Source organism: Veillonella parvula, from assembly GCF_036456085.1.
GTDB lineage: Bacteria > Bacillota > Negativicutes > Veillonellales > Veillonellaceae > Veillonella > Veillonella parvula_E.
Genome location: NZ_CP138632.1, coordinates 721,339 through 745,044, shown reverse-complemented (window position 1 = coordinate 745,044; position 23,706 = coordinate 721,339). Strand labels below are relative to the sequence as shown.

The 23,706-nt window shown below is 35.0% G+C and carries 23 protein-coding genes and 1 pseudogene; 21 read left to right on the top strand and 3 right to left on the bottom strand.

Going from position 1 to position 23,706, the window contains the following annotated elements; genetic code table 11:
- Positions 1 to 43 precede the first annotated feature (43 nt).
- The 3 genes and pseudogenes from PK1910_RS03615 to tnpA all read left to right on the top strand — a co-directional run bounded on the left by PK1910_RS03615 (position 44) and on the right by tnpA (position 2,494).
- Entirely contained in the window at positions 44 to 1,276 is a 1,233-nt protein-coding gene (locus tag PK1910_RS03615) for an acyl-CoA thioesterase/bile acid-CoA:amino acid N-acyltransferase family protein (RefSeq protein ID WP_058948455.1), read from the top strand.
- Positions 1,277 to 1,417: 141 nt separating this feature from the next.
- Entirely contained in the window at positions 1,418 to 1,831 is a 414-nt protein-coding gene (locus PK1910_RS03610) for a YjdF family protein (RefSeq protein WP_024062706.1), read from the top strand.
- A gap of 199 nt (positions 1,832 to 2,030) precedes the next feature.
- Positions 2,031 to 2,494, top strand: a pseudogene (gene tnpA, locus PK1910_RS03605) (IS200/IS605 family transposase).
- A gap of 198 nt (positions 2,495 to 2,692) precedes the next feature.
- Here tnpA and PK1910_RS03600 read toward each other — a convergent pair.
- Positions 2,693 to 3,631 (bottom strand): IS30 family transposase, encoded by a 939-nt coding sequence (locus PK1910_RS03600; RefSeq protein WP_058948456.1) that lies wholly within the window; start codon positions 3,629 to 3,631, stop codon positions 2,693 to 2,695.
- A gap of 288 nt (positions 3,632 to 3,919) precedes the next feature.
- Between PK1910_RS03600 and PK1910_RS03595 the strand changes: the two genes are divergently transcribed.
- The 12 genes from PK1910_RS03595 to PK1910_RS03540 all read left to right on the top strand — a co-directional run bounded on the left by PK1910_RS03595 (position 3,920) and on the right by PK1910_RS03540 (position 14,506).
- Positions 3,920 to 4,336 (top strand): hypothetical protein, encoded by a 417-nt coding sequence (locus PK1910_RS03595; protein ID WP_044117164.1) that lies wholly within the window; start codon positions 3,920 to 3,922, stop codon positions 4,334 to 4,336.
- Positions 4,337 to 4,704: 368 nt separating this feature from the next.
- Complete coding sequence (locus tag PK1910_RS03590) at positions 4,705 to 5,766, top strand: ankyrin repeat domain-containing protein (RefSeq protein ID WP_058948457.1); 1,062 nt, start codon at positions 4,705 to 4,707, stop codon at positions 5,764 to 5,766.
- 28 nt (positions 5,767 to 5,794) lie between these two features.
- Entirely contained in the window at positions 5,795 to 6,193 is a 399-nt protein-coding gene (locus PK1910_RS03585) for a hypothetical protein (RefSeq protein ID WP_024062120.1), read from the top strand.
- A gap of 105 nt (positions 6,194 to 6,298) precedes the next feature.
- The gene (locus PK1910_RS03580; RefSeq protein ID WP_024062119.1) at positions 6,299 to 6,769 is read left to right on the top strand and encodes a hypothetical protein; all 471 of its coding nucleotides are present in this window, start codon (positions 6,299 to 6,301) and stop codon (positions 6,767 to 6,769) included.
- 28 nt (positions 6,770 to 6,797) lie between these two features.
- Complete coding sequence (locus PK1910_RS03575) at positions 6,798 to 8,309, top strand: SMI1/KNR4 family protein (RefSeq protein ID WP_058948458.1); 1,512 nt, start codon at positions 6,798 to 6,800, stop codon at positions 8,307 to 8,309.
- A gap of 125 nt (positions 8,310 to 8,434) precedes the next feature.
- On the top strand, positions 8,435 to 9,457 hold the full coding sequence (locus PK1910_RS03570; RefSeq protein ID WP_024062155.1) for a DMP19 family protein: 1,023 nt from the start codon (positions 8,435 to 8,437) through the stop codon (positions 9,455 to 9,457).
- 89 nt (positions 9,458 to 9,546) lie between these two features.
- Positions 9,547 to 10,032 (top strand): prolyl-tRNA synthetase associated domain-containing protein, encoded by a 486-nt coding sequence (locus tag PK1910_RS03565; RefSeq protein ID WP_058948459.1) that lies wholly within the window; start codon positions 9,547 to 9,549, stop codon positions 10,030 to 10,032.
- 129 nt (positions 10,033 to 10,161) lie between these two features.
- Entirely contained in the window at positions 10,162 to 11,502 is a 1,341-nt protein-coding gene (locus tag PK1910_RS03560; protein ID WP_058948460.1) for a B12-binding domain-containing radical SAM protein, read from the top strand.
- 10 nt (positions 11,503 to 11,512) lie between these two features.
- Positions 11,513 to 12,280, top strand: coding sequence for a putative quinol monooxygenase (locus PK1910_RS03555; RefSeq protein ID WP_058948461.1), 768 nt, complete (start codon positions 11,513 to 11,515; stop codon positions 12,278 to 12,280).
- A gap of 108 nt (positions 12,281 to 12,388) precedes the next feature.
- A complete protein-coding gene (locus PK1910_RS03550; RefSeq protein WP_058948462.1) occupies positions 12,389 to 13,168 on the top strand; it encodes a protein-ADP-ribose hydrolase in 780 nt (259 codons plus the stop codon).
- On the top strand, positions 13,140 to 13,991 hold the full coding sequence (locus PK1910_RS03545) for an SIR2 family NAD-dependent protein deacylase (RefSeq protein WP_058948463.1): 852 nt from the start codon (positions 13,140 to 13,142) through the stop codon (positions 13,989 to 13,991). Before PK1910_RS03550 ends, PK1910_RS03545 begins: the two co-directional genes overlap by 29 nt.
- A 17-nt stretch (positions 13,992 to 14,008) precedes the next feature.
- Entirely contained in the window at positions 14,009 to 14,506 is a 498-nt protein-coding gene (locus PK1910_RS03540) for a methylated-DNA--[protein]-cysteine S-methyltransferase (protein WP_058948464.1), read from the top strand.
- A gap of 172 nt (positions 14,507 to 14,678) precedes the next feature.
- Here the strand turns inward: PK1910_RS03540 and PK1910_RS03535 are convergent, their stop codons facing one another.
- On the bottom strand, positions 14,679 to 15,341 hold the full coding sequence (locus tag PK1910_RS03535; RefSeq protein ID WP_004693512.1) for a fumarylacetoacetate hydrolase family protein: 663 nt from the start codon (positions 15,339 to 15,341) through the stop codon (positions 14,679 to 14,681).
- A 285-nt stretch (positions 15,342 to 15,626) separates the two neighbouring features.
- Between PK1910_RS03535 and PK1910_RS03530 the strand changes: the two genes are divergently transcribed.
- On the top strand, positions 15,627 to 16,649 hold the full coding sequence (locus PK1910_RS03530) for a branched-chain amino acid aminotransferase (RefSeq protein WP_004697304.1): 1,023 nt from the start codon (positions 15,627 to 15,629) through the stop codon (positions 16,647 to 16,649).
- Positions 16,650 to 16,793: 144 nt separating this feature from the next.
- Here the strand turns inward: PK1910_RS03530 and PK1910_RS03525 are convergent, their stop codons facing one another.
- The gene (locus tag PK1910_RS03525; RefSeq protein ID WP_004692969.1) at positions 16,794 to 17,186 is read right to left on the bottom strand and encodes a thioesterase family protein; all 393 of its coding nucleotides are present in this window, start codon (positions 17,184 to 17,186) and stop codon (positions 16,794 to 16,796) included.
- Between the two features lie 240 nt (positions 17,187 to 17,426).
- Here PK1910_RS03525 and PK1910_RS03520 point away from each other — a divergent pair, with 240 nt between their 5' ends.
- The 5 genes from PK1910_RS03520 (at position 17,427) to PK1910_RS03500 (ending at position 23,684) form a co-directional block, all read left to right on the top strand.
- On the top strand, positions 17,427 to 18,164 hold the full coding sequence (locus tag PK1910_RS03520; protein WP_004692970.1) for a TVP38/TMEM64 family protein: 738 nt from the start codon (positions 17,427 to 17,429) through the stop codon (positions 18,162 to 18,164).
- A 151-nt stretch (positions 18,165 to 18,315) separates the two neighbouring features.
- Positions 18,316 to 19,509, top strand: a complete 1,194-nt coding sequence (locus tag PK1910_RS03515) for an aminotransferase-like domain-containing protein (protein ID WP_008600722.1) — start codon at positions 18,316 to 18,318, stop codon at positions 19,507 to 19,509.
- A gap of 120 nt (positions 19,510 to 19,629) precedes the next feature.
- Positions 19,630 to 20,463 carry an Mrp/NBP35 family ATP-binding protein gene (locus PK1910_RS03510; RefSeq protein WP_004697392.1) on the top strand — a complete coding sequence of 278 codons (834 nt, stop codon included), beginning with the start codon at positions 19,630 to 19,632 and terminating at the stop codon, positions 20,461 to 20,463.
- Positions 20,464 to 20,699: 236 nt separating this feature from the next.
- Positions 20,700 to 22,100 (top strand): anion permease, encoded by a 1,401-nt coding sequence (locus PK1910_RS03505; protein WP_008600725.1) that lies wholly within the window; start codon positions 20,700 to 20,702, stop codon positions 22,098 to 22,100.
- A 234-nt stretch (positions 22,101 to 22,334) separates the two neighbouring features.
- On the top strand, positions 22,335 to 23,684 hold the full coding sequence (locus PK1910_RS03500) for a M18 family aminopeptidase (RefSeq protein ID WP_008600727.1): 1,350 nt from the start codon (positions 22,335 to 22,337) through the stop codon (positions 23,682 to 23,684).
- Positions 23,685 to 23,706 lie beyond the last annotated feature (22 nt).

The following is a 23,706-nucleotide window of genomic DNA, read 5'->3' as shown; positions in this document are numbered from 1 at the left end:
TTTAAAAACACATTGTTAATAGCATTAACAAAAAGAGGAAGATATGACTATACAAATTGAACTTATCTCAGAGTCTGAGTTAGCAGACGAATCTTTCAATATTGTCATCAATGGCTTAAAACCAAGAGAAACATATCGAGTCGAGATGTACCTAACTGATTATTATTGTATCAATGCTCCCATGCTTTTAGCTCATGATGTTTTATGGAGATCAACAGGGACTTTTGTATCAGATAAGAATGGCATTATTGATATTTCACAAACTCCATCTTGTTCTGGCTCTTATGAAGGCATTTCAACAATGGGACTATTTTTTAATGCTAAGCCCTTGACCAATAAGAAAAAGAAACTCCCAAGTTCTCTTTCTAAAATTCCTTTACTGGATCAATTTTTTGTGAAAATCAAAATTATGCAAGGAAATACTGTTATTGCAGAGAGAACCTTCTCAAGACGTTACATGAGTTCGCAAATTAGTCATCAAGATATTTACGGGGAACATTTTCAAGGGAGACTATTTTATGATAAAAAGTCACTAAAAGCACCGGCATTGATTATTGTGAGCGGTAGTGAAGGAAGAATTGAAAAGGCACAGAATATGGCTCAGCTTCTATCTTCCAGAGGTTATATTTGCTTAGCAGTTGCCTACTTTGGTTTAGAGGGGTTACCAAAACATTTGGAACGTATTCCTTTAGAGTGCCTTGTGGGAGCAAAGGATTATCTACGTCAGCATCCTCAAGTAGATAGTGAAAGCATTGGAATCTATGGACGGTCTAAGGGAGCAGAATTCGTTTTAGCTGAGGAGAGCCTTTTTAATGACGTTCAATGCTTGGTACTAAATTCCCCCTCTGATGTGGTGTATGAAGGAATAAAAGGAAAATGGAACTCTCATACTTCCTCTTGGACGCATTTGCAAAAAGAACTTTCCTATCAAAAGTTTCGACTTAGAGATTATCTGTTCAGTAAACTTTTTAGAAAAACCTTCCCTAAAGATTGCTCTGCTAGAATAGATGTTGGTCAAATTCATTCACCAATCTTATTGCTCGGAAGTACTGTTGATGAAATATGGGATGCTTCGTCAGCAATTGATGATATTGTCTCCCATTATAAAGGACACTACATTATATTTAAAAAATATCATGAAACAGGTCACATGTTGACGGTGGCCTATCAACCAAATCATCGTTATCGAAAAGATTGGCGTTTACTGATGAAAGAGAGCAAGGATTCTTGGTTGGCTACGATTCATTTTTTTGATAGGCATTTGAAGAAGCAATAAAAATAGATTATAAATATGCTATAATAGTCCTAACTAAGATAAAAACACAGTTCTGGTTGGTAGTCCAGACGTAGGCAAGCCTATCAGTAACCTTCCTCCTTGGTTGTCCATTCTTAGGGATAGATTTAAGGAGGTGCTGTCGTGGAAACAATTTCAATTAGATTGACAGTTTATTTTGAAGATGGATTTTGGCATGGATTGTTTGAACAAGCGTATCAGGAAACTTATCAAGTTTGTCGTGTGACATTTGGTCAGGAACCGAAAGATGATGAAATTCTTGAGATTTTACAAACTCAGTTTGCTCGCTTATCTTTTAGTTCAGAGTCAACAGTCAAACAGTATGTGAAGATTAAGAATCCGAAACGCCTACAACGTGTTGTAAAGAAGCAGGTAAAGCAGAAAGTTTCTTCTAAGTCGAAAGAACTATTGCAGTTGCAGTATGAGGAAAGGAAAAAGATTTCAAAACATCAATCTAGTGTCCAAAAGCAATTCCTCAAACAAGAGAAATTTGAACGCAAGCAGCAAAAACGTAGAGAGAAGCACAAAGGTCACTAGTGACTTTCTCTTTCATAAAATAGAACAGCTCTTTTCGTATAAAAAGAGCTGTTTTTACTTGTACGCCGAATAGGCATAACTAAATCCCCAGTTAAACTGGGGTCAGTAAAAATTCTTAGAGAAAAGGAAAGAACCTCCTAGTGCTAGAATGGAGTTGGTCTGGCAACCACAACATTTCAACATAGGAGGTTCACTGTCAATGAATGACGTAAAAAGCTTATCACATAGTAAATGGAGATGTAAATATCATATTGTTTTTGCTCCAAAATATAGAAGATAAATAATTTATGGTCGGATAAAAGCTGATGTAGGTAAAATTCTAAGAGATTTATGTAAGAGAAAAAATGTAGAAATTATCGAGGCAGAATGCTGTCCAGATCATATCCATATGCTAGTAACGATTCCACCACATTTAAGTATATCGAGTTTTATGGGATATTTAAAAAGCAAAAGTAGCCTCATGATATTCGATAGACACGCAAATTTAAAATATACGTATGGAAATAGACATTTCTGGTGTAGAGGATATTATGTGGATACGGTGGGACGATATGAAGGAGCGATAAAAAGTATGTTCGCAATCAACTACAAGAGGATATAGCACAAGATACATTAAACTTTAAAGAATATACCGACCCGTTTACGGGTGAGCCAGTAAAATAGGCAAAATAAAAGCCCCCGAGTAGGGGGTAGCCAGTGGTAATAGAGTGGTTGTCAGATCATTCTATGCCCTCTTTAGAGGGCCACCATTAGAGAAAGACCCTTATAGGGTCAGAGCAAACCACCCGTTCTACGGGTGGTTATGATTGTGTTGGAAATTCCTTTTGTATATGATGAATTGCAATAAGTAATGCGACAAAATTAAATCAATTTTTTAATCTCATGTTTAAACATGTCAAATGGTGTTTTAAACCTAAGGCATTTTCTAGGTCGATTATTAATCAGCACTAGTGCTTCTGTTAGTTTATCTAGTGTTACTTTAGCTAAATCGGTTTTCTTAGGAAAAAGCTCTCGAAGTAAACCATTACTATTTTCATTAGAGCCACGTTGCCATGCTGCATAGGCATCAGCAAAATACATTGGTATCCCAAACTCGTTTTCAACCTGTTCAAAGCACGCAAATTCTTTACCACGGTCCACTGTAAAGGTTTTAAGTAATTTACTTGTTAATGTGTTGTATAGGGAACTAATAGCTAAAAACATAGAATCCTTAGTTCGGTCATCCATTTTTATTGCTACATAAAATCGAGTTTTACGTTCAACAAATGTAGCTAAACAACCTTTACTTTGACCTCTAGAAGACACCATTGTATCTAGTTCCCAATGACCAAAAGTCTTACGGTTTTCAACTTCTTGAGGTCGGTCCTTAATGGTCTTTTTCACATTGAACCGTCCACGTTTTTCTTGTGTACCAGGCTTTTTGCCTTTCCGGCGAAGTACTGTTTCTGTTACAGCAAGAAAACCACGATGGATCCAAGAATAAATTGTTTTAAAGCTTAGAACTCCAACTAATTCAGCACCAACTATTTCTTCTGGAGACCAAGTTTGTTGTAACCTGGATTCAATTAAAGCCGCTAATTGAGGTGTTAACTTTGTTGGTCTGCCTTTATTAGCAGACTCACTAATTGCTAATTGTTGTGCTTTAATCGCAGAATATTCACCTTCAACGCGATTTAATTCTCTTGCTACAGTAGAATGGTGAACCCCGATTAAGCTAGCAATCCTACGAACAGAGTATCCTTCTCTTCGTAAAACTTCTATTTGACTTCGTTTTTCTATGGTAAGATGTATATAGCTCATATTAGAGACCTCCGTGTCATGTAGTTGTGGTTATTTACATTTTACACGAGATCTCCAATATGAGTCTTTTTATTTGTCGCAATATATTTTACAATTCATCAAATAAATAAAAATACACTATTTTAAGTATAGCATTGGAATATGTATCTGAATATTATCATGTTATGAATGCTACTTATATTAATATGAATTTTACTAATGGGTATGGAGTGATATGTAAGTAGGTTAAAGAGTTTAATTCATCTTTTATTGATTATGTGTTTTTCTAATATATTTGAGGTGATTACTATGGCAGTGTCTAATATGAGAGCTACATTACTATATCCAATAGAAGTAGTGTGGGATACAGTGACGAATCTAAAGGATTTTTCCTGGAGAAGTGATTTAAAAGATGTAAGAATTATAGATGAGAATAACTTTATAGAGATTACCAAGAATGGAGTTGAAACTTATTTTAGAATTACAGAATGTATTAAATACCAGTCATGGATATTTGAGATAGAAAATAAAAATATTAAGGGGGCTTGGGTCGGAAAGTTCTATGTGGAGGATGATAAAACGATTCTAGATTTTACAGAAACTGTTGTCTCTAAAAAACTAATATTTAAGCCATTTATAAGTTTGTATTTGAAACGACAACAAAAAATATATTTTAGAGATTTAAAAGCAAAACTGAATTGTGAAGAGTTTGAAGCTGTTAGATAATATTTATAAGATTAGTTTTATCAAAATAGAAGGTGGTGCGTTTTGTGGCTGAGATTAGATTTGAAAATCTTCGAAAGCTATTAAAGAGCATGATAGAAAAGTGATAAAGAGACTATCTGTCTATTTTCTAAGCGTCATGGTAAATAGACTATCTGTGGAATGCAATTTTTAAATGTGCATGGATTAAAATTTATTAATGTTCTTGTTATTTCGTTATGAAAAAGATAAATTGAGATTTTAGAATTGTATTTGGTATATGATAGCCTTTCGCTTATACGAGGGGCTTTTACTATACACTCATACTTATAAATATAATATAATGTAATTAGTGATAATCATTTAAAAAATATAGTTCATGGGAGAGATATATGATACAGTTAAAAGATTTAGGTACGTTTGAATCTGTGCCTAAAATAGTGACGGATATTATTGAGGGTAATCTACCTGCACTTGTGTCGGCGTTAGCGGCTGGTTGGGATATTCATGAAGTCATAGAAATTGATGAATATAGTGAGCATACACCTTTAGAATTAGCTCTTGTCATGTGTTGCTTGCCAAGTATTCAATGGTTAGTAGAACATGGTGCTAATCTTAATGATGAAGAAAATCCAAGTTTCTTATTAGCGGTACAGTATGGTAATAAAGAGAGTATAGACTATGTTGTGGCTCATGGTGCTAATATTCACGCTTTGAACCGTGTGAAAGTAGATGCTTTTCAAGCTGCTTTATATGGCAAGAAATATGAGAACCTACAAATTATTCATGACTTAGGTCATACGGTACAGAAGTATGGCGGTAAAGCTTTCAGAAATATCATTACAGATAGAAATTATGAGGTTCTAGATTTCTTTATTCATAATGGTGTAGATATTAATTACAATAAGCCTGATTCTGTATATCCCTTTAAGCCAACCCCATTGTGCGTTGCGGCTCGTTATGTGGATTTACAGATGTGCAAATACTTGGTAGAACATAATGCTGACGTTACCATCACAGAAAAGGATGGTATGCGTCCCTATAGCATTGCCGTTGAAAAAGGCGATATGGAAATGGCAGAGTATTTTAAATCCTTAGAGCCTACGGAGTTCCATGATATACAGAATAAAATAGATCAGTTAAAGCCATTTAAATTACCAAAAGCATTAGTGAATTTTTTAGAAGGTGAACATCTTTACTTTGAATTACCAGACTCCGATTTTATATCTATAGAGTTCTTCCCACTTATTGATACAATTCCATTTAAATTAGGTCGCCGTAATCTATTGCGTTTATCTAAAGAACTAGGCGAGTATAACGATTGGCAAATTGTATGGGACACTAAAACTAAGAAGATAAGTTGCTATGATATAGAACATCAAGAGTTACGAGAACTTTGTAAATTTGATGAATTTATGGCGGATATGTCAGGTCAATTAGAAACCTTATTTTAGTCTATATTGTAAAGGAGAGGCGATACATATGACGACAGATTCATTTGAGAAAACATATACAAATTGGTCAATTGATATAGGTACCTATAAATATGAAGGTATTACACTGAATGAAGTTGAGCAAAATCTATATGCTATTCAGGATCAAGAGCAAGATTTTGTGATTGTATCCCCATCAAATAAAATCTCAATAGATAATAAACAGTATAACTTTGTACAAGTTTGCTGTGATGAAGATACTGATTTATTACATATAGAACTTAGTGTAACTAATGATGGCGAGCAGGGCGCTATCATATATGGTAAAAATGAATTGGGCCATCAAGAGGTATTACAGATAATAGAAGATTTTATTGCACATCATAAGGTTCCAGCATTAGATAGCTGGGAAATCGTGTTAGATTTAAGACATAATACGGAAAGCTAGTAAAGGATATTGAAAATGACTAATCCAAGATTTGTATTATTTTGCCGTAGATGGCTGATATATTCTTAATGTTTTCCCCATTATGACGTATATGTGGAGCATATCATGTTATACAGACCGAATAACCTCTTATATAAGTATATTCGCTATCGATTTAGACGGATTCAGATTCAATACAATATGGTATATGATGTAACACCAGAGGAAGAAGATGCGATTTGCCGTGAGCTATTAAAAAAGAGAGCGAAGATATTGATTCCAGTTGGTATATTATATTGTCTGATCTTTGCTGTAAGTTTTGTTTGGCTATTAGGAACTAGTGAAGAATTAAACTCCTTAATGCAATGGGAGATAAAAGTCTTTGACTATGTCACACCAATTTTAAATACCATTGATTTTAAATGGTATGCATATTCCCTTGACTTATTGAGAGTAGCACTTATTTTAGCCCCTATAGCGATTATAAATGTATCTCCTTATATCATTTTTTCCTATATGGTTGATACCATTTTGATACGACGCAGGGTAAAAGCTTTAATTAAAGAATATTACAGTGATGAGAAACCATTTGGTTAAAATAATCTATTAACTAGGAGCGAGTATTATGAGTAATCTAAAAGACTTTGATTGGACCGGATTTTGGAACGATGTTGATTATGCATTTGAATCCTATATAGGTAAACCTGTTACCGATAAGGATATTAAAGATGCTGAAACTGAGCTAGGCTATACATTACCTGCAGCATATATTGAATTACTTAACAATCATAATGGCGGTGTATTGAATAAGAACTGCTTTATTAATAATGATGGTGAGTGTGTATATGTGACAGGCATATATGGCATTGATAGAGATAAAAAGAAATCTATTTTTGGAGAATTTGGCAACGAATTTTGGATGTCTAAATGGGAATATCCTCCTATTGGTGTCGTGGTGGCGGATACGATTTCTGGCGGTCACGATATGATTTTTCTCGATTATCGTGAGTGTGGTCCTACAGATGAGCCTAAGGTAGTCCGAGTAGACCAAGAAGGGGATTACTCTATCACTCTTTTAGCAGATAGTTTTGGGGATTTTATTAAGCAATTATATATAAGCATAGAAGACATTACGGATGAAGAGTTTCAAGCGTTAAGTGATGAGGATAAGGTAAAACTTATTAATGAACAAGAGGACCTAGATATTGATCGTGCTATGGAACTTTTAACTAATATAGGCATCGATAATTTATCTCCTATATTGTTAAGTACCTTAGGACGTATCTACAACAATAATGACCGTGCAGCAGAGGCTGTTGAGTTATTTGAACGTATTGATGAGTCTTACCGTGATTGGTCTTGGTATTATCGTAAGGGTTATGCGCATGCCTCTTTAGCACATGGTGAAAGTTATCATTCTGAACATGTGCAGCAAGCTTTACAGTTAATTGAAACTGCTATGAAAAAGACAAAAGAAGCACACTTAGAAAAACAATTGAGCTGGTGCTGTGAAGTGGTAGAATATATTTTATCTTTTATAAAGCCAAGTGAGTATGAAAAGGATTATCCTATGATTTTTGAAACGATTAAAACGTTCGTTAATAAGAGCCAAAATGCTGAAATTAATAAACTTGACGCAGAGCAACTTGAAATATCAGAGGATAACTATCCTTCTTACAGTGCAGTGCATTGGGTATTCAATAAAAAATCATATACTAAAGAGAATTTTTCTAAAGAGTTTAATCAAATATTAGAGGAGTATGCTGAGTATGGCGCTAAGGAAAGTGCATTAGCGCTATTAGAAGAGCCTGAAATTTTAGTGACTTATGAAGCATGGATAGAAAGTGAAAATCAGCTTCATAATAATGAACGTTTAAACGGTGAAGAGTTACTAGAAGAAGAAAAAGAAGATAACATGTGGCAAGTAGAAATCATGGCCCATATTACTGCTGATAATGGTAAATATTTTACGGGAGAAGAACTTACCTTTAAGTTACAAAATTTAATGGCCAATAAAGAATTAGGCGATCATATATTCTATGAAGGCATAGAATACGAGGGACATGAGTGCGAGGGACATGGCCTCATCGATAATGAAGATGGTATCCCTGTCTTTTATGTATGTTGTGGCAGCTAAGTAAATAACCCATCTTATAAATCAATCACCATTAAGTAAAGTTTATTGTTTTGTGTGTTGGTTAATATTACTACTTTAGAATGATTTCATATACATATTAATTGGGATGAAGGGATGCGTATTGTATGTCGTTAAGTGTTGAACGTTTTTTATCTTTTTCTGAAGAGGCGCAATTACAAACTATTAAAGATCTTAATGATATAGGACAAGAGGAGCTGATTATTGAGACATTAACTGGTGTGGGCATCGAGAATCTACCTGTACCTTTATTAGGTGAGCTTGGTAGAGCGTATAACAATAATGATAAACCGGAAGAAGCTATCAAGGTATTAAACTCTATAGATGAAGAGTATAGAGATGCTGTGTGGTATTATCGCTGTGCTTACTCCTATGGCGCTATTGTTTCTAATAATCATGAGGTTTATACATCCAATAATATGCAACATATGCTAGCACTTGTAGATAATGGTATACGCCTAGCTGTTAGTGAGAATCGAAATAATATAACAGGATATTTTTTTGAGATTATTGATATGTGTTATATGCAGATAGATTTTGAAAGGTGTGAGTCTGATTACCCAGAATTGTGTTCTGCTTATAGTAAATACGTAGCCGAAAAACAGAAGAATAGGAGAGGTGTATCTCAGCATCGGACTATAACTGTTGAAGAAATTAAAGAAACTGATGATATGTGGACTATTAATGAACCTGCATATTGGACCATAAATATTTATGGCTCTTATGATGATTATATAGAAACATCTAAAGAGTTTACATTAGAGCAACGATATCTTAATGCAATATGTTGGTATTTTGCTGAGGTCAATAATGGTGGTCATCACCAGTTTTTCTATAACTCTACAGGTATCGTATGGGAAGATACTTTAGTGGGGTTGCGTCTATTCAATATGAAAGAGTTGGCAGATAATTTCCAATCAGTACTAGATTTCTTTGGTGGTACTGTACCATTTGATAGAGCGGAACGATGGTACTTATTACAACAATCTGAGAATAATCCAGAATTCTTTGATTTTCTCGATGAAAAAGATGATGCAGTATATACATATGATGGTATCTTTGAAGATGTATTTGTACATGAGAACCCTCATTTATTTGTATTTGATGGAACCTATACGATTCCAAACTAATTTTGGAGATATATTTAGCTAGATATAATAGATACTTTCATTATGCTAGTTACTTTCACAAAGAATAACCGATGTATTAGAGGTATTACATGTTAGATAAACAAGGCGTATATGATTGTTTGCGTGACCATCATATCGATTTTGAAATTACAGATCACGCACCATTATTTAGTATGGACGATAAGCCAAATGTGCAGTTGCCATATCCTGATTGGGATGCGAAGAATTTATTTATACGAGATCATAAACGAGAGCATTACTATTTAATTACTGTTCGTGGATCAAAGCGTGTAGATTTAAAACAATTTCGTAAGGACCACAAACTTAAAAAAATTTCCTTTGGTTCTGAAGAAGAACTATGGGATATATTGAAGATTAAACCAGGTCACGTATCTCCATTTTGCTTGCTCCATGATGAGGACCGTAAGGTCCATTATTATATTGATGCGGACTACGAAAATAATGTAATCGGCATACATCCGAACCAAAATGATGCGACTGTGTGGCTTCAAGGCAAAGAACTAGTTAAACTTATTGAAGAGCATGGTACAACTATTGAATATATAACAATATAAGCTTAACATCCTATTTGTTGGAACTAATATTACTCAATATAGTTTTAATAGATAGGATGTTTTTATATGCAAAAGGACTCATAATCTTTTATAATAATGTAAAAGCATTTGTTATATAAGAGGTTTTATATGAAAGTTAAATTGATTCAACCACGTATGTTGAAGCGTCCTATGGATACAGATTTAAAAATACGTATGTCCCCACATTTAGGGTTATTAACTGTGGCTAATATTATTCGGCATGAGTGTGAGGTCACAATTGAAAATGAAAATATTAGAGAACTAGATTTTAATGATGTACCTGATTTAGTAGGTATTGCGGTGACTGTTGATGTATTGCCTAGAGCAATTGAAATTGCAGCTATATATAGAAAGAAAGGGGCTAAGGTGATTGCTGGTGGTATACATATTACGACAGCATTCGATACCGTACCTAAGGAGGCATTTGATAGTCTTTGTATAGGTTTCGCAGAAAATACATGGCCTCAAATTATAGAAGATGCTAAACATGGTCGGTTGCAATCTCAATATGTTTCTGCGCCTTTAGAATCTGGAGATGATATTGCATCACCTGCATATGACTTGATAGATAAGACCGATTACTTATGGTATAACGTTGTTTCTACTAGTAGAAGTTGTCCTCATAAGTGCGATTTTTGCTATAATAGCTCTGGAACACACCAATATATTAATCGCAATATAGAGGATGTGTTGGGAGATATCAAACGATTAGGTACAAAACATATTATGTTTATTGATGATAATTTTATTGGTAATATTTCTTGGACTAAACAGTTTTTAGAACGTATTAAACCTTTGAAGTTAAACTGGAATGCAGCGGTTACTATGAAAATAGGGCAACACCCTGAATTGATGGATTTAATGAAAGAAACTGGTTGTCAGAGTTTATTTATTGGTTTTGAAAGTATCAGCCCTCAATCTTTATCTAGCGTTCATAAAATGCAGAATAATCGTGAAGAGTTTGAACGACTTATTAACGAATTACATAAGCGTGGTATTATGGTTAATGCTAGCTTTGTATTTGGCTTAGATGGAGATACACCAGAGACTTTTAAAAATACGTTAGATTGGATTATTAGCCAGAAAATTGATACAATTACATCACATATTGTCACACCATACCCAGGTACTGAATTCTACAAGAGAATGGAAGCTCAAAATAGAATTTTTGATTATGATTTATCAAAATATAATACGTCTCACGTAGTTGTATCACCGTTAGGTATGTCTAAAGAAGAATTAGAAAAAGGCTATCTTTGGATCTATAAAGAGTTATATTCCATAAAAAATATATTTCGTCGCTTGCCTAAAACTATCAGTACAATACCAGCATATCTAACTTTTAATTTCTTTTACCGTAGATTTGGACAATTTACATCAAGAGTATGTGAGTTGTTAACTTATAAGCGTATTGGTTTGTTTGCCGAGAAGTTATCAAGATATATGTAAAGGAGTATATATGAATAAAAATTTATTAAAACGTATTGTACTAACATCTGCTATTGCCGTATTAGGTGTAAGTACATCTTTTGCAGCTCTTGTTATGGAACGGGATCAATCTGTAGATACAGCACCTAGCGTAGGTATGTATCGTTTCGAAGTACCTGTAGAGTTACAAGGCACTTATAATAGTGCAGGTGTAGCTAATCTGACAGCATCTATGGAAAAAGAACCTAATACATTGTCCATGAATGTGGCGCATGTAAAAGGTAATCCTTCGGAGTCTTATGTAGTTGAAATCTATAAAGATTTAGCTGCTATTGAAACACATCGCAAATCTGACCATTATCAAACATTTGTTAATGAAGTCGGTTCTAAATTAACAAATCGTAAGATGTACGATGTGCAGTCTGTACTTTTATTTGAAAAGAAAGAAGCATTATCCATTGTAAATGATGGTAAGGCAGTAGTGACCTTAACTGAGTTTACTGTTGATAGCAATGAAATCGATACGGTACAACGACAATATCAACTAGATATGGAACGTGCCGTTCGAGATGATGCGGGTTATAAAGCTGGTTATGTGCTTCGTGAAAGAAACGCAAAAAATCGCTGGTACGTCATTCAGATCTATAGCGATCAGGAAGCCCTTACTAAACACTTGAACAGTCCAGGCTATCGCTTTATGATGAGCCAAATCCAAGGCAGTCTACAAGGGGTTACTACTAAAGTATTAGATGGGGATATCCTCGTTAACCATGGTGGACAAGCTTTTGTAAGACCTTAGTTTTTGATACAATACTAATCAGTAAAGTTACTGCTAGCATATTAAGTGCTAGCAGTTTTTTGCTATATAATAGGTTATAATCTAGTTAATTCTATTCAGGAGTTATATATGACACAGCAAGAACGATTACGTTATATTTTAGAGGGATTAGTAGCAGAATATAAAGAGAAACATAACGAACATATAGATATTCCAGTAAATGAAGAAGAACAATTTACTCTATTTAGAGCACTATGTAATATTCGTCCTGCAGGAGCCATGCCCGCTGAGTGGATGAAGGTAGAGGATGAATATTTAAATACATTGGCTCATGAAAAAGGCATCGTTACGATTAATGATATGGAAGAACGAGAACCACAAATTTATTTGTGGCAAGGTGATATAACGCGTCTAGCGGTAAAGGCTATAGTCAATGCAGCTAATGAGCAGTTTCTCGGTTGTTTTCTACCGAATCACAAATGTATTGATAATGCCATTCATACTTTTGCTGGTATTGAGTTACGTATGGCCTGTGCTAGGATGACTGAGTATATGGATATGCCTGAAAAGACAGGTGTAGCTCGTATGACCTATGGTTTTAATTTACCTGCCAGTCATGTTATCCATACGGTAGGGCCTATTGTTTATGATACTGTTACAGACTTAGAAAAAGAACAATTGTCATCGTGCTATAGATCTTGCTTGGAGCTAGCTAATGCTTATAGTTTGAAGTCCATTGCATTTTGCTGCATTTCTACAGGTGAGTTTAGATTTCCTAATGAATTGGCGGCCCAAATTGCTATCGATACGGTACGTAGGTATTTAAAAGAAACAAATAGTAAAATCCAAGTGGTATTTAACGTATTTAAGGATATAGATTATGACATCTACAACAAATTATTGGGATAATATAGAACGTGTAAAAGAATTTTTGAATACTGCTGATGCGGTACTCGTTGGTATCGGGGCAGGTATGTCTACTGCAGCGGGTCTGACCTATAGTGGTGAGCGTTTTCATAAATACTTTGATGACTTTCACAAAAAGTATGGTATTACAGATATGTATTCTGGTGGATTCTATTCATTTGAAAGCATGGAAGAATATTGGGCATGGTGGAGCCGTCATATCTACTATAATCGCTATGATATTTCAGCAGGTGAACCTTATATTCGGTTGATGGAGTTGTTACAAAATAAGAATTACTTTGTGATTACCACTAATGTAGATCATCAAATGCAATTTGCTGGAGTGGATAAAAATAGATTTTATTACATGCAAGGTGATTATGGCTTGTGGCAATGCTCTAAGCCATGTCATCAAAAGACTTATGATAATGAAGAACAAGTGCGTCGTATGGTGAAAGAACAAAAGGATATGAAAATTCCCACAGAATTAATTCCTCACTGTCCTAGATGTGGCGAACTAATGACGATGAATTTACGGGTCGACGGTGCCTTTGTGCAAGACGAAGGTTGGTATGCGGCTCAAAAACGATATGCAAGTTTTATAGAGAATTATAAAGATAAGAAAACTGTATTGTTAGAACTTGGTGTTGGCTATAATACGCCGATGATTATCAAATATCCATTTATGCGGATGGCACATGACAATATAGACACACTATATGTACCAGTTAATATTGAAAAACAATCGATTCCATTTGATATTCAGCAAAATACAGTATCATTTAATAATGACATACAAAAGGTATTGAATGATTTGTTATCTTAAGAAGGAGTTAATGTACTATGAATTATAAATACACCTATGAAAGCCCATTAGGAACTATGGTTATGCTTGGTACATTATCATACTTAACAGATTTATTTTTTATTGATGAAGCTCATGCACCTAGTTATGATGATGCGGAGTATATAGAGCAACTAACAGGTCCATTTGAAGTAACAATTATGTGGCTAAATCAATACTTTAATGGTAAAAATCCCTTTATTACACCTCCTATCCAGTTAGAAGGTACTGAGTTCCGTAAATCCGTATGGTCTATATTACAGACAATTCCTTATGGTGAAACTACAACATATGGAGATATTGGTAAACAAATTGCACAGCAACAAGGTAAAGAGAAATTTTCTGCTCAAGCCGTAGGAGGGGCTGTAGGGCATAATCCAATTTCTATCATCGTTCCTTGTCACCGTGTTATTGGTAGTAATGGCCAGTTAACAGGATATGCAGGGGGCATTGAACGCAAGAAATATATGCTAGACCTAGAGTCGGAGCATAAATAAAGTAATAGTAAATATAAAACATAGATAATAATAAAAGAGATTACTTCTATGTATAGTTAGACATATATAGAAGTAATCTTTTTTTGTGTTTAGATATATTTAGTTGTAATGTAAATAGATATCGTAATAATTAGAATATGAGCAAATACAATACTTTTACAATGTACTTATTTTAAATAAATTTGTTTTCTAAGGTACCAATACCGCTTATGGAAACTGTAACAATATCTCCTGGTTTTAACCAAGAATACTTACTTTCATTTTTACCTAATACTACACCACTAGGCGTACCTGTAAAGATAATGTCACCTTCTTGGAGTGTCATATATGTTGATAAGAAGGCAATAATGTTATAAGGCTTAAAAATCATTTGTTCTAGCTTTGCTTGTTGACGTATTTCACCATTTACTGTTGTCGTAATAGTAGCACTTTCAAAGTCAAAATCATCAGGAGATACAATATTAGGACCAATAGGAGCAAAGTGATCAAGCGATTTGCCAAGGATCCATTGAGAACCTCTAAACTGTAATGTACGGGCACATACGTCGTTACCAATGGTATAGCCTAAGATATGTTCCATTGCCTTTTCAGGAGATATGTTTTTACCAGATTTACCGATGATGATAACTAATTCTCCTTCATAATCGTAATGGAAAGTTTCGTCTTCAATAGTAATTGTATCATGATTACCTGCAAGAGCATTTGATGTTTTCATAAAGATTTCTGGAAAATCATGTGTAGCTAGACTAGTTTCAGCAATATGATCAGCATAGTTAAGGCCGATACAAATGATACTTTTAGGATTAGGAATTAAAAAATTTTTATTTTCGTTCATAATAGGGACCTCTAGTAAAATAAGATAATGTATATCTGAAATTATTATAATATAAATAGGGCGGTAGCTATACTGTAAAAAACAATTTTTATATTCAACGATAGTATAGCTAGGGGCCTATTTGATAATATACATATCTATTAATATGTTACCTATATATAGATGATATATCTTAATAGATACTATATCTGTATATATAATTTATCATCTCTATAGAATCTATTGAAAATACAAGATGATAGTGATAAGATTAAGTGTATATCAATATAAATGGAGGTTATTGTTATGAGCAAGAATATCGATTGGGATAATCTCGGTTTTGGTTATGTAGAAACCGACTACCGTTATTTGACTACATATAAAGATGGTAAATGGGACGAAGGTGGTCTAATTACTGATGCTAACGTTGTCCTTAATGAATGTGCTGGTGTATTCCAATACGCTCAAACTGTTTTTGAAGGTTTGAAAGCATACTATACAAAAGATGGTCACATCGTATGCTTCCGTCCAGATTTGAATGCAGAACGTTTGAATCAATCCTGTGAACGCCTTGTAATGCCTACATTACCTGAAGGTCGTTTCCTCGAAGCTGTAAAAGAAGTTGTAAAAGCAAATAAAGACTTTGTTCCTCCATATGGTCATGGTGCAAGCCTTTATATTCGTCCTTACATGATGGGTACAAACTCCGTTATCGGTGTAAAACCTGCTGATGAATATCAATTCCGTGTGTTTACAACACCAGTAGGCCCTTACTTTAAAGGTGGTGCTAAACCAATCAAAATTCGTATTACTGATTTTGATCGTGCAGCTCCTCATGGTACTGGCCATATTAAAGCTGGTTTGAATTATGCTATGAGTTTGTATGCTATCACTGATGCTCATAATGAAGGCTATGCAGAAAATATGTATCTTGATGCGGCTACTCGTACACATGTAGAAGAAACTGGTGGTGCTAACTTCATCTTTATTACTAAAGATGGTAAATTAGTTACACCTAAATCTGATAGTATCTTGCCATCCATTACACGTCGTTCTTTGATGTATGTAGCAGAACACTACCTTGGTATGACTGTAGAACATCGTCCTGTTCATAAAGATGAATTAAAAGACTTTGCTGAAATTGGTCTTTGTGGTACAGCGGCTGTTATTTCTCCAGTAGGTCAAATCGATACTCCAGAAGGCACTATTAATGTTCCTGCTGGCATGGATGATATGGGTCCTATCACTAAAAAATTATATGACACATTACTTGGCATTCAACATGGTGAAATCGAAGCTCCTGAAGGCTGGGTAGTTAAAATTTGCTAATTATTTAACTATGCAAATATGATTTAATTATGCAAACATGAAAGTATATAAAAACGGCATCTACCGTATGATAGATGCCGTTTTTTATTCTGCTAAAGATATTAGTAAACTAATGATTTTGATTGATAAATATTCTAGCTATATTTAGTTAGCGTTTGCTCTACTATGCACTTTAGCCATAAATTTTTCGTTGTTAATGACAAAGCGTTCATGTGTACCACGACCGATAATACCAATGCCATCAGAAGCTTCGATATCGAATGTGATTTTGCGACCTTCTACGGCGCTTACAATAGCTTTTGCTGTTACTGTTGCACCAAGTGGAGTAGGGGCTTCATGGGTGATGGATAAAGCAATACCTACAGTGCCTTCACCTTCTTCTAAGTATGGTTGTACTGCTGCTTGAGCCGCTTCTTCCATTAAAGCGCACATGGCTGGTGTGGCAAAGACATCTAAAGAACCAGATTTCATTGTTTTAGCAATATTAGATTCTGTAACTGTTACAGTAGCCGTAGCTGTTTGACCTGCTGATACCATATTATACCTTCTTTCATTAAGAAAATTCTCGTTATAATAGTATTATACATCTTTCGATAATTTTTATGCTAATGTAATGATACATATTTTATAGATATATGTATACACCTCTAATGCTATATCGGTTATCAATTTTAAATATATTAAAAAAGCTATTCAAATTAAAGAAATGTAACTAGTTATAACTGTTCTATAGAATACGTGATATAATGAAGCTAGTCTTTTTTATACGAGGTATATATGAGTAAAAGAAATTTAAAACCTTCTGGTGAAGGTTGGGTACAGTTAATAGCAGGCATAGGTTTTATTGTTTTATTAATTATTATAAATATTGTAGATCCTACATTTTATCCGACCATGTGGCACTTAGCAACAAGTGGCTCTATGGAAGAGGTAGCGGAGTATATTCAAAGTTTTGGCCCTATGGCCATGTTGGTGAGTATGGTCCTCGATATTTTTGTTAACGCCGTAGGCTTTTTACCGTCAATTTTCATATCTACAGCTAATGGTTTAGTATTTGGTATGTGGCCAGGGATTATTATTTCTTGGTTGGCTGAAACAATTGGTGTAGTCATTAGCTTTTATATTATGCGTTACTTCTTACGTGATACAGCGGACAAGTTGATTGCTAAGAGTACGGTATTGATGAAAGTAGATGATTTTTCCGGTAAAAATGGTTTTGTGGTCATGTTATTTGCACGATCCTTACCGTATTTTCCATCTGGAGTCATTACCGCCTTAGGGGCCATTAGTAAAATCAAACCTAGAGATTATATATTGGCAAACTTGATTGGTAAATTTCCATCTACGGCTTTAGAAGTAGCTATTGGTACAGATATTGTAAATTTCCAAGAAAATATGGGACGATTAGGAATTATTGTTCTTGTTGCAGGTGTTGTATACTTCATTCTTTGGAAAGTATATAAGAACTATATTAATAAGAAAAATGCGGAACAAGAGCATGATCCTAATGCGTAATATAAAGTCTAATTAGGTAAGCCATTACAAAATAACTAATTAACTATAGGCTGCTTACGTTTTAATAATGTAATATTCTTAATTCTTGATGTTAGTAATATTTTCTACTTAGAAGTGTTTTCTACATAGTATATATGAAAGAGGCGATAGTATGAGCTTTTCTCTTCCTGAACGTGTAACCTTAAAAGGTCCTAATTTTATTCGTGAAGTATTTGAACGTGGTGTAGGCGTGGAAGGCTTTATTAGCTTTGGTATTGGTAATCCTGCGCCAGAAGCGATACCGGTAGAGGTCATCGAAAGGGCTTTTGATGAAGTTGTGCATTCTAATCCTATGAGCCTTTTACAATATGGTCCAATGCAAGGTGATGCACATTTAGCAGAACTTACGTTAGAACGTTTAGTACAAACTCATAAGATGAATTCGGAAGGACAAGGTCTCATTATTTCCAATGGTGCAGGTCAATTATTAGGTCTTGTACCAATTACAGTTTTAGAACCAGGCGATGAAGTGTATATGGATGAATTTACTTTCACCAGTGCTATTAACTCTGTGCGCAACATGGGCGGTAAAGCAATAGGTATTAAAACTGACGAGTACGGTATGATTCCGGGTGAGTTAGAAAAAGCGGCTCAATCTGGTAAAGGTAAATATATTTATCTAATTCCCAACTTCCAGAATCCAACAGGCATTACTATGCCTTTAGAGCGCCGTAAGGAGATTTATGCTATTGCATCTAAATATGATTTATTTATCTATGAAGATGATCCATATGGTGAAATTCGTTTCGCCGGAGAATATATTCCAACGTTCAAATCCTTCGACACAGAAGATCGTGTTCTGTATGCAGGTTCTTATTCTAAAACATTATCTGCAGGCTTGCGTGTAGGCTTCTTATTTGGCCCAACTAAAGTTATTGAAGCTATCCAAGCATTAAAAAATAATACGGCCGGTCAAATGCCATTAGTAACTCAAAAGGTGGTAGCGAAGGTTCTTGATACCATTGATTACGATGCTCATTTAGATAATGTACGAAAAGTATATAAAATGAAATGTGAAGCTTTACTTAACGCTTTTAAAAAGTATGCGAGTTCTAAAGTTCATTTGACACAACCTACAGGTGGTATGTTTGCATGGATGACGATGCCTGAGGATGTAGATTGTGATGTATTCTTTGAAACTTGTATGGACCGCAATGTTGGGATTATTAAATGTGGTGCCTTTGCAGCAGATGGAGCAGGAGCAGGTCATGCATTTCGTTTGAGCTATACGGTACCAACAGTAGAGGAAATTACAAAGGGGATGGAAATTCTCGGCGGGTTAACTAAAGAATTTTGTGGTGAGTAATATATTGATAATTTTTGATATAACGTGATACAATGTAGGCGTAGATACATTGTGTTTACCATATAAAAAAGTTTTTAATATAGATGTGAGGTATAGCCTCAAAGAAAGTAGGTGTTTACTATGGGTTGTGGTAGCAGCAGTGATTGTGGCGGATGCCCATCTCAATCTTCTGGTTGCGGTGGTGGCGCGTCTCAACAACCTCAAGATCTTACAGCTCAATTACACGAGCTTAGTTCTGTTAAACATGTAATTGGTGTAGTATCTGGCAAAGGTGGCGTAGGTAAATCCTCCGTTACCAGCTTGATGGCCATTACAATGGCGCGTAAAGGTTACAAAGTAGGTATCCTCGATGCGGATATTACAGGTCCTTCTATTCCTAAGATGTTTGGCATTAAGGAAAAGGCATATGCTGACGAAATCGGTATGTATCCTGTAAAATCTAAAGGCGGTATTGACGTTATGTCTGTTAACCTCCTTTTGGAAAACGATACAGATCCTGTTTTATGGCGTGGTCCTATTTTAGGTAATGTAGTAAAACAATTTTATACAGATGTTATTTGGAAAGACATCGATTATTTATTTGTTGATATGCCACCGGGAACAGGTGACGTAGCGATTACTGTATATCAATCCTTGAAATTGGACGGTATTATTATCGTTACATCTCCTCAAGACTTGGTATCCATGATTGTTGAAAAAGCAGTTAAAATGGCTGATTTAATGCAAGTGCCTATTATTGGTGTGGTGGAAAACTACTCTTACTTCCATTGCCCAGATAACGGTAAGGATTATCAAATTTTTGGTGAAAGCCACATCGAAGAAATCCTTCAAAAATACGGTCTATTATTGTTGAACCGTTTACCAATTGACCCAACTATTGCAAACCTTTGCGATAAAGGTGATATTGAGTCTATCGAAAAAACAAATTTAGAGGACGTATCTCTACCTGAATAGGATTCATATGATGATGAAAGCTGTGTATTTATAAATGCACAGCTTTTTATCACATCTTTTTATGGTGAATTATGTTATATTTATGGTAGGAAGATAGAATTATATCTTTAATTCTCTTACTACAGATATGCTGAACATAGTTAGTATAGATTTTTATTTTTCTTAACATGATACTATAGGGTGTATTGGCATATATTGGTTTAATTTTAATGTTTTCCTATGTAGGATGTATGTGTATGAAAAAACTATTGAACTGGATCATTCCAGCAGCCTTTGGTTTAGGTCTGTGGTTTGTTCCAACTCCAGAGGGATTAACTCCTCAGTCATGGCATTTATTTGCAATCTTTGTAGCTACTATCGTAGGCTTCATTACTCAGCCGTTACCGATTGGTGGCGTATCTATCGTTGTTATTACTGTTGCTGCATTGACAGGCACATTAAAGATTAGTGAAGGTATTTCAGGTTTTGCTAACTCTGCAATCTGGCTAATTGTAGGTGCTTTCTTATTCTCTCGTGGCTTTATTAAAACTGGTTTGGGGAAACGTATTGCTTATAATTTGATTTCTGCTTTTGGTAGTAGCTCCTTGCGTTTGGCCTATGCATTGGCTTTGTCTGATTTGATTTTAGCTCCCGCAACACCATCTAACACAGCTCGTGTAGGCGGTGTAATCATGCCAATTACAACTAGCTTAGCAAAAGCTTTCGGTTCTGAACCACAAGATGGACCTCGTAAAATTGGTTCTTTCTTGATGCAATCAATTTACCAAGTAAATACGATTACATCTGCGATGTTCCAAACATCCATGGCTGGTAATACATTGGTTGCAGCATTAGCGCTTCAATCTTTTGGTATTGGTATTACATGGGGCGACTGGGCTATGGCAGCTATCGTACCTGGTATTATTGCATTGATTATTATGCCGTATTTCATTTATAAAGTATATCCACCGGAAATCAAAGATGCTCGTGAAGCTCAACAAATGATTCGTGAAGAGTTAAAAGGTCTTGGCAAGATTTCTTTCCAAGAATGGGTAATGCTTGGCGTATTTATTTTAGCATTAGTATTGTGGGCTACGTCTCAATTTACAAAACTTGATGCTACAACTGTTGCATTCTTAGGTATTTCTATTTTACTTGCTACAGGCGTTCTAATTTGGGACGATGTTAAGAGTGAAAAGGGTGCTTGGGATACATTGGTTTGGATGGGTACATTGATGGGCTTTGCCGGATTCCTTTCCAAATTGGGCTTTATCAAATGGGCTACAGTTCAAGTGGGTGGTTATATTCCAGAAGGCTCTTGGGTAATTGCCTTTGTTGTAGCTGTTCTTGTTAATACATATGCTCACTATGTATTTGCATCCTTAACAGCGCATATTTCTGCGATGTTCGTAGCATTCTCTGCAATCGCTATTTCTGCAGGTGCCCCACCTATGTTGACATTGTTGATGATTGCATTCACATCTAACTTGTGTATGTCTTTGACTCACTATGCAGCAGGTCCATCTCCAGTAATCTTTAATACTGGTTATGTTCCTCAAAATATATGGTGGAAACTTGGTTTCTTCACATCTGTAATCAACTTAATTATCTTCATGGGTCTTGGCTCTGTATGGATGAAGTTGATTGGTATGTGGTAAAATTTAGTACTGACAATTTTATAGGATTGTAATGGCATGTACTTTAAACCTATTAGACTTAGTGTACTATGCATTTACATCGTATATAAAAAGCCGTCCCGATAGGGGCGGCTTTTTGTGATAAAATATGAGTAGTTAATAGATAATTAATGTAAATATTGTAAAATAATATACATAATAAATTATTCAAGCTAATTGTACAAATTTTATATGATTTGTGCATAGGAGGGATCTATGAAGTTTGATAATGAACAATTATTAAAGTATATTGGCGCTTGTACATCTCCGTATCACACAGTAGATACAAGTTTACAAATGCTATTGGACTCAGGATTTACAGAGCTCAGTTTAGAAGATGAGTGGCAGTTAGACTCTGGTTCTTATGTAGTTAACGTGTTCGGCACCACCTTATTTGCCTTTCATATAGGGAAGAAACCAGAACATACATTACGTATTGCGTCGGCTCATACAGATTTTCCTGCTATTCGTGTTAAACCAAACCCTATAACCTCTATGAAAGGATACACAAAGTTAAATGTAGAAATGTATGGCGGTCTTATAGAAAATACATGGCTTGATCGTCCATTAGGTGCAGCAGGTACGGTTGTGTTAAAAGGAAAAAATGCCTTTGACGTAGATTCTGTTCTAGTCGATACAAAACGGCCTATCGCTATTGTTCCAAACCTAGCTATTCATATGAATCGCTCTGTTAATGATGGGGTTAAACTAAATCGTCAAAAAGAAATGCTTCCTATATTGATGATGGAACGTAATAATGAAGATAATCCTACAAAACCTTTAAATAATAGAAATAATCCAAGTTTATTTTCAGAATCAGATACTCAATACGATGAGTGGACAAAGTTTTTAGCTGATGAAGTAGATTGCGATCCTTCCGAAATATTATCTTATGAAATGACTTTATATCCTACGGAACAAGGCTGTGTACTCGGTACGGAAGGTGATTTCATTAGCTCACCTCGTTTAGATAATTTAACATCTTGCTTTAGTGTATTATCTGGTATTATTCAAGCCAAAAAAATGAATGTTAATGGTGTTCGCTGTGCTATACTCTTTGATAACGAAGAGGTGGGCAGTCGTACGAAACAAGGTGGGGCTGGCATGATATTACCAAATCTCGTTAAACGCGTGTATGACGCATTAGGATATTCTAATCAAGAGATGGACAGCTTTATCTCTAAAGGCTTTATGATTTCCTCCGATGTAGCACACGGATTACACCCAAACTATCCAGAGAAAAATGACATTACGAATATTCCTGTACTTAATAAAGGGCTATCCCTTAAGATTGCATGTAGCCAATCTTACGCTGGGGATGCTAAGGCCATTGCTATCGTTAAAGGCCTTTGTGAAGAAGCGGATGCACAGTATCAGATTTATGTAAATCGTTCGGATATTCCAGGTGGATCTACAGTAGGTTCCATTTCATCAGCTATGTTACCAATGCGTACTATTGATGTAGGCTTGCCTCTTTTAGCAATGCATTCAGCTAGAGAATTGATGGGGGCAGCTGATCAAGAGCAATTAAATCGATTAATGAATCATTTTCTAGGTGGTAAGTAATATAAAATGGAATTTATTCGAT

Coding starts and splice junctions, on each gene's coding strand:
- PK1910_RS03615 (WP_058948455.1), top strand. CDS start 44: ATGACTATACAAATTGAACTTATCTCAGAGTCTGAGTTAGCAGACGAA.
- PK1910_RS03600 (WP_058948456.1), bottom strand. CDS start 3,631: ATGAGCTATATACATCTTACCATAGAAAAACGAAGTCAAATAGAAGTT.
- PK1910_RS03595 (WP_044117164.1), top strand. CDS start 3,920: ATGGCAGTGTCTAATATGAGAGCTACATTACTATATCCAATAGAAGTA.
- PK1910_RS03590 (WP_058948457.1), top strand. CDS start 4,705: ATGATACAGTTAAAAGATTTAGGTACGTTTGAATCTGTGCCTAAAATA.
- PK1910_RS03585 (WP_024062120.1), top strand. CDS start 5,795: ATGACGACAGATTCATTTGAGAAAACATATACAAATTGGTCAATTGAT.
- PK1910_RS03580 (WP_024062119.1), top strand. CDS start 6,299: ATGTTATACAGACCGAATAACCTCTTATATAAGTATATTCGCTATCGA.
- PK1910_RS03575 (WP_058948458.1), top strand. CDS start 6,798: ATGAGTAATCTAAAAGACTTTGATTGGACCGGATTTTGGAACGATGTT.
- PK1910_RS03570 (WP_024062155.1), top strand. CDS start 8,435: ATGTCGTTAAGTGTTGAACGTTTTTTATCTTTTTCTGAAGAGGCGCAA.
- PK1910_RS03565 (WP_058948459.1), top strand. CDS start 9,547: ATGTTAGATAAACAAGGCGTATATGATTGTTTGCGTGACCATCATATC.
- PK1910_RS03560 (WP_058948460.1), top strand. CDS start 10,162: ATGAAAGTTAAATTGATTCAACCACGTATGTTGAAGCGTCCTATGGAT.
- PK1910_RS03555 (WP_058948461.1), top strand. CDS start 11,513: ATGAATAAAAATTTATTAAAACGTATTGTACTAACATCTGCTATTGCC.
- PK1910_RS03550 (WP_058948462.1), top strand. CDS start 12,389: ATGACACAGCAAGAACGATTACGTTATATTTTAGAGGGATTAGTAGCA.
- PK1910_RS03545 (WP_058948463.1), top strand. CDS start 13,140: ATGACATCTACAACAAATTATTGGGATAATATAGAACGTGTAAAAGAA.
- PK1910_RS03540 (WP_058948464.1), top strand. CDS start 14,009: ATGAATTATAAATACACCTATGAAAGCCCATTAGGAACTATGGTTATG.
- PK1910_RS03535 (WP_004693512.1), bottom strand. CDS start 15,341: ATGAACGAAAATAAAAATTTTTTAATTCCTAATCCTAAAAGTATCATT.
- PK1910_RS03530 (WP_004697304.1), top strand. CDS start 15,627: ATGAGCAAGAATATCGATTGGGATAATCTCGGTTTTGGTTATGTAGAA.
- PK1910_RS03525 (WP_004692969.1), bottom strand. CDS start 17,186: ATGGTATCAGCAGGTCAAACAGCTACGGCTACTGTAACAGTTACAGAA.
- PK1910_RS03520 (WP_004692970.1), top strand. CDS start 17,427: ATGAGTAAAAGAAATTTAAAACCTTCTGGTGAAGGTTGGGTACAGTTA.
- PK1910_RS03515 (WP_008600722.1), top strand. CDS start 18,316: ATGAGCTTTTCTCTTCCTGAACGTGTAACCTTAAAAGGTCCTAATTTT.
- PK1910_RS03510 (WP_004697392.1), top strand. CDS start 19,630: ATGGGTTGTGGTAGCAGCAGTGATTGTGGCGGATGCCCATCTCAATCT.
- PK1910_RS03505 (WP_008600725.1), top strand. CDS start 20,700: ATGAAAAAACTATTGAACTGGATCATTCCAGCAGCCTTTGGTTTAGGT.
- PK1910_RS03500 (WP_008600727.1), top strand. CDS start 22,335: ATGAAGTTTGATAATGAACAATTATTAAAGTATATTGGCGCTTGTACA.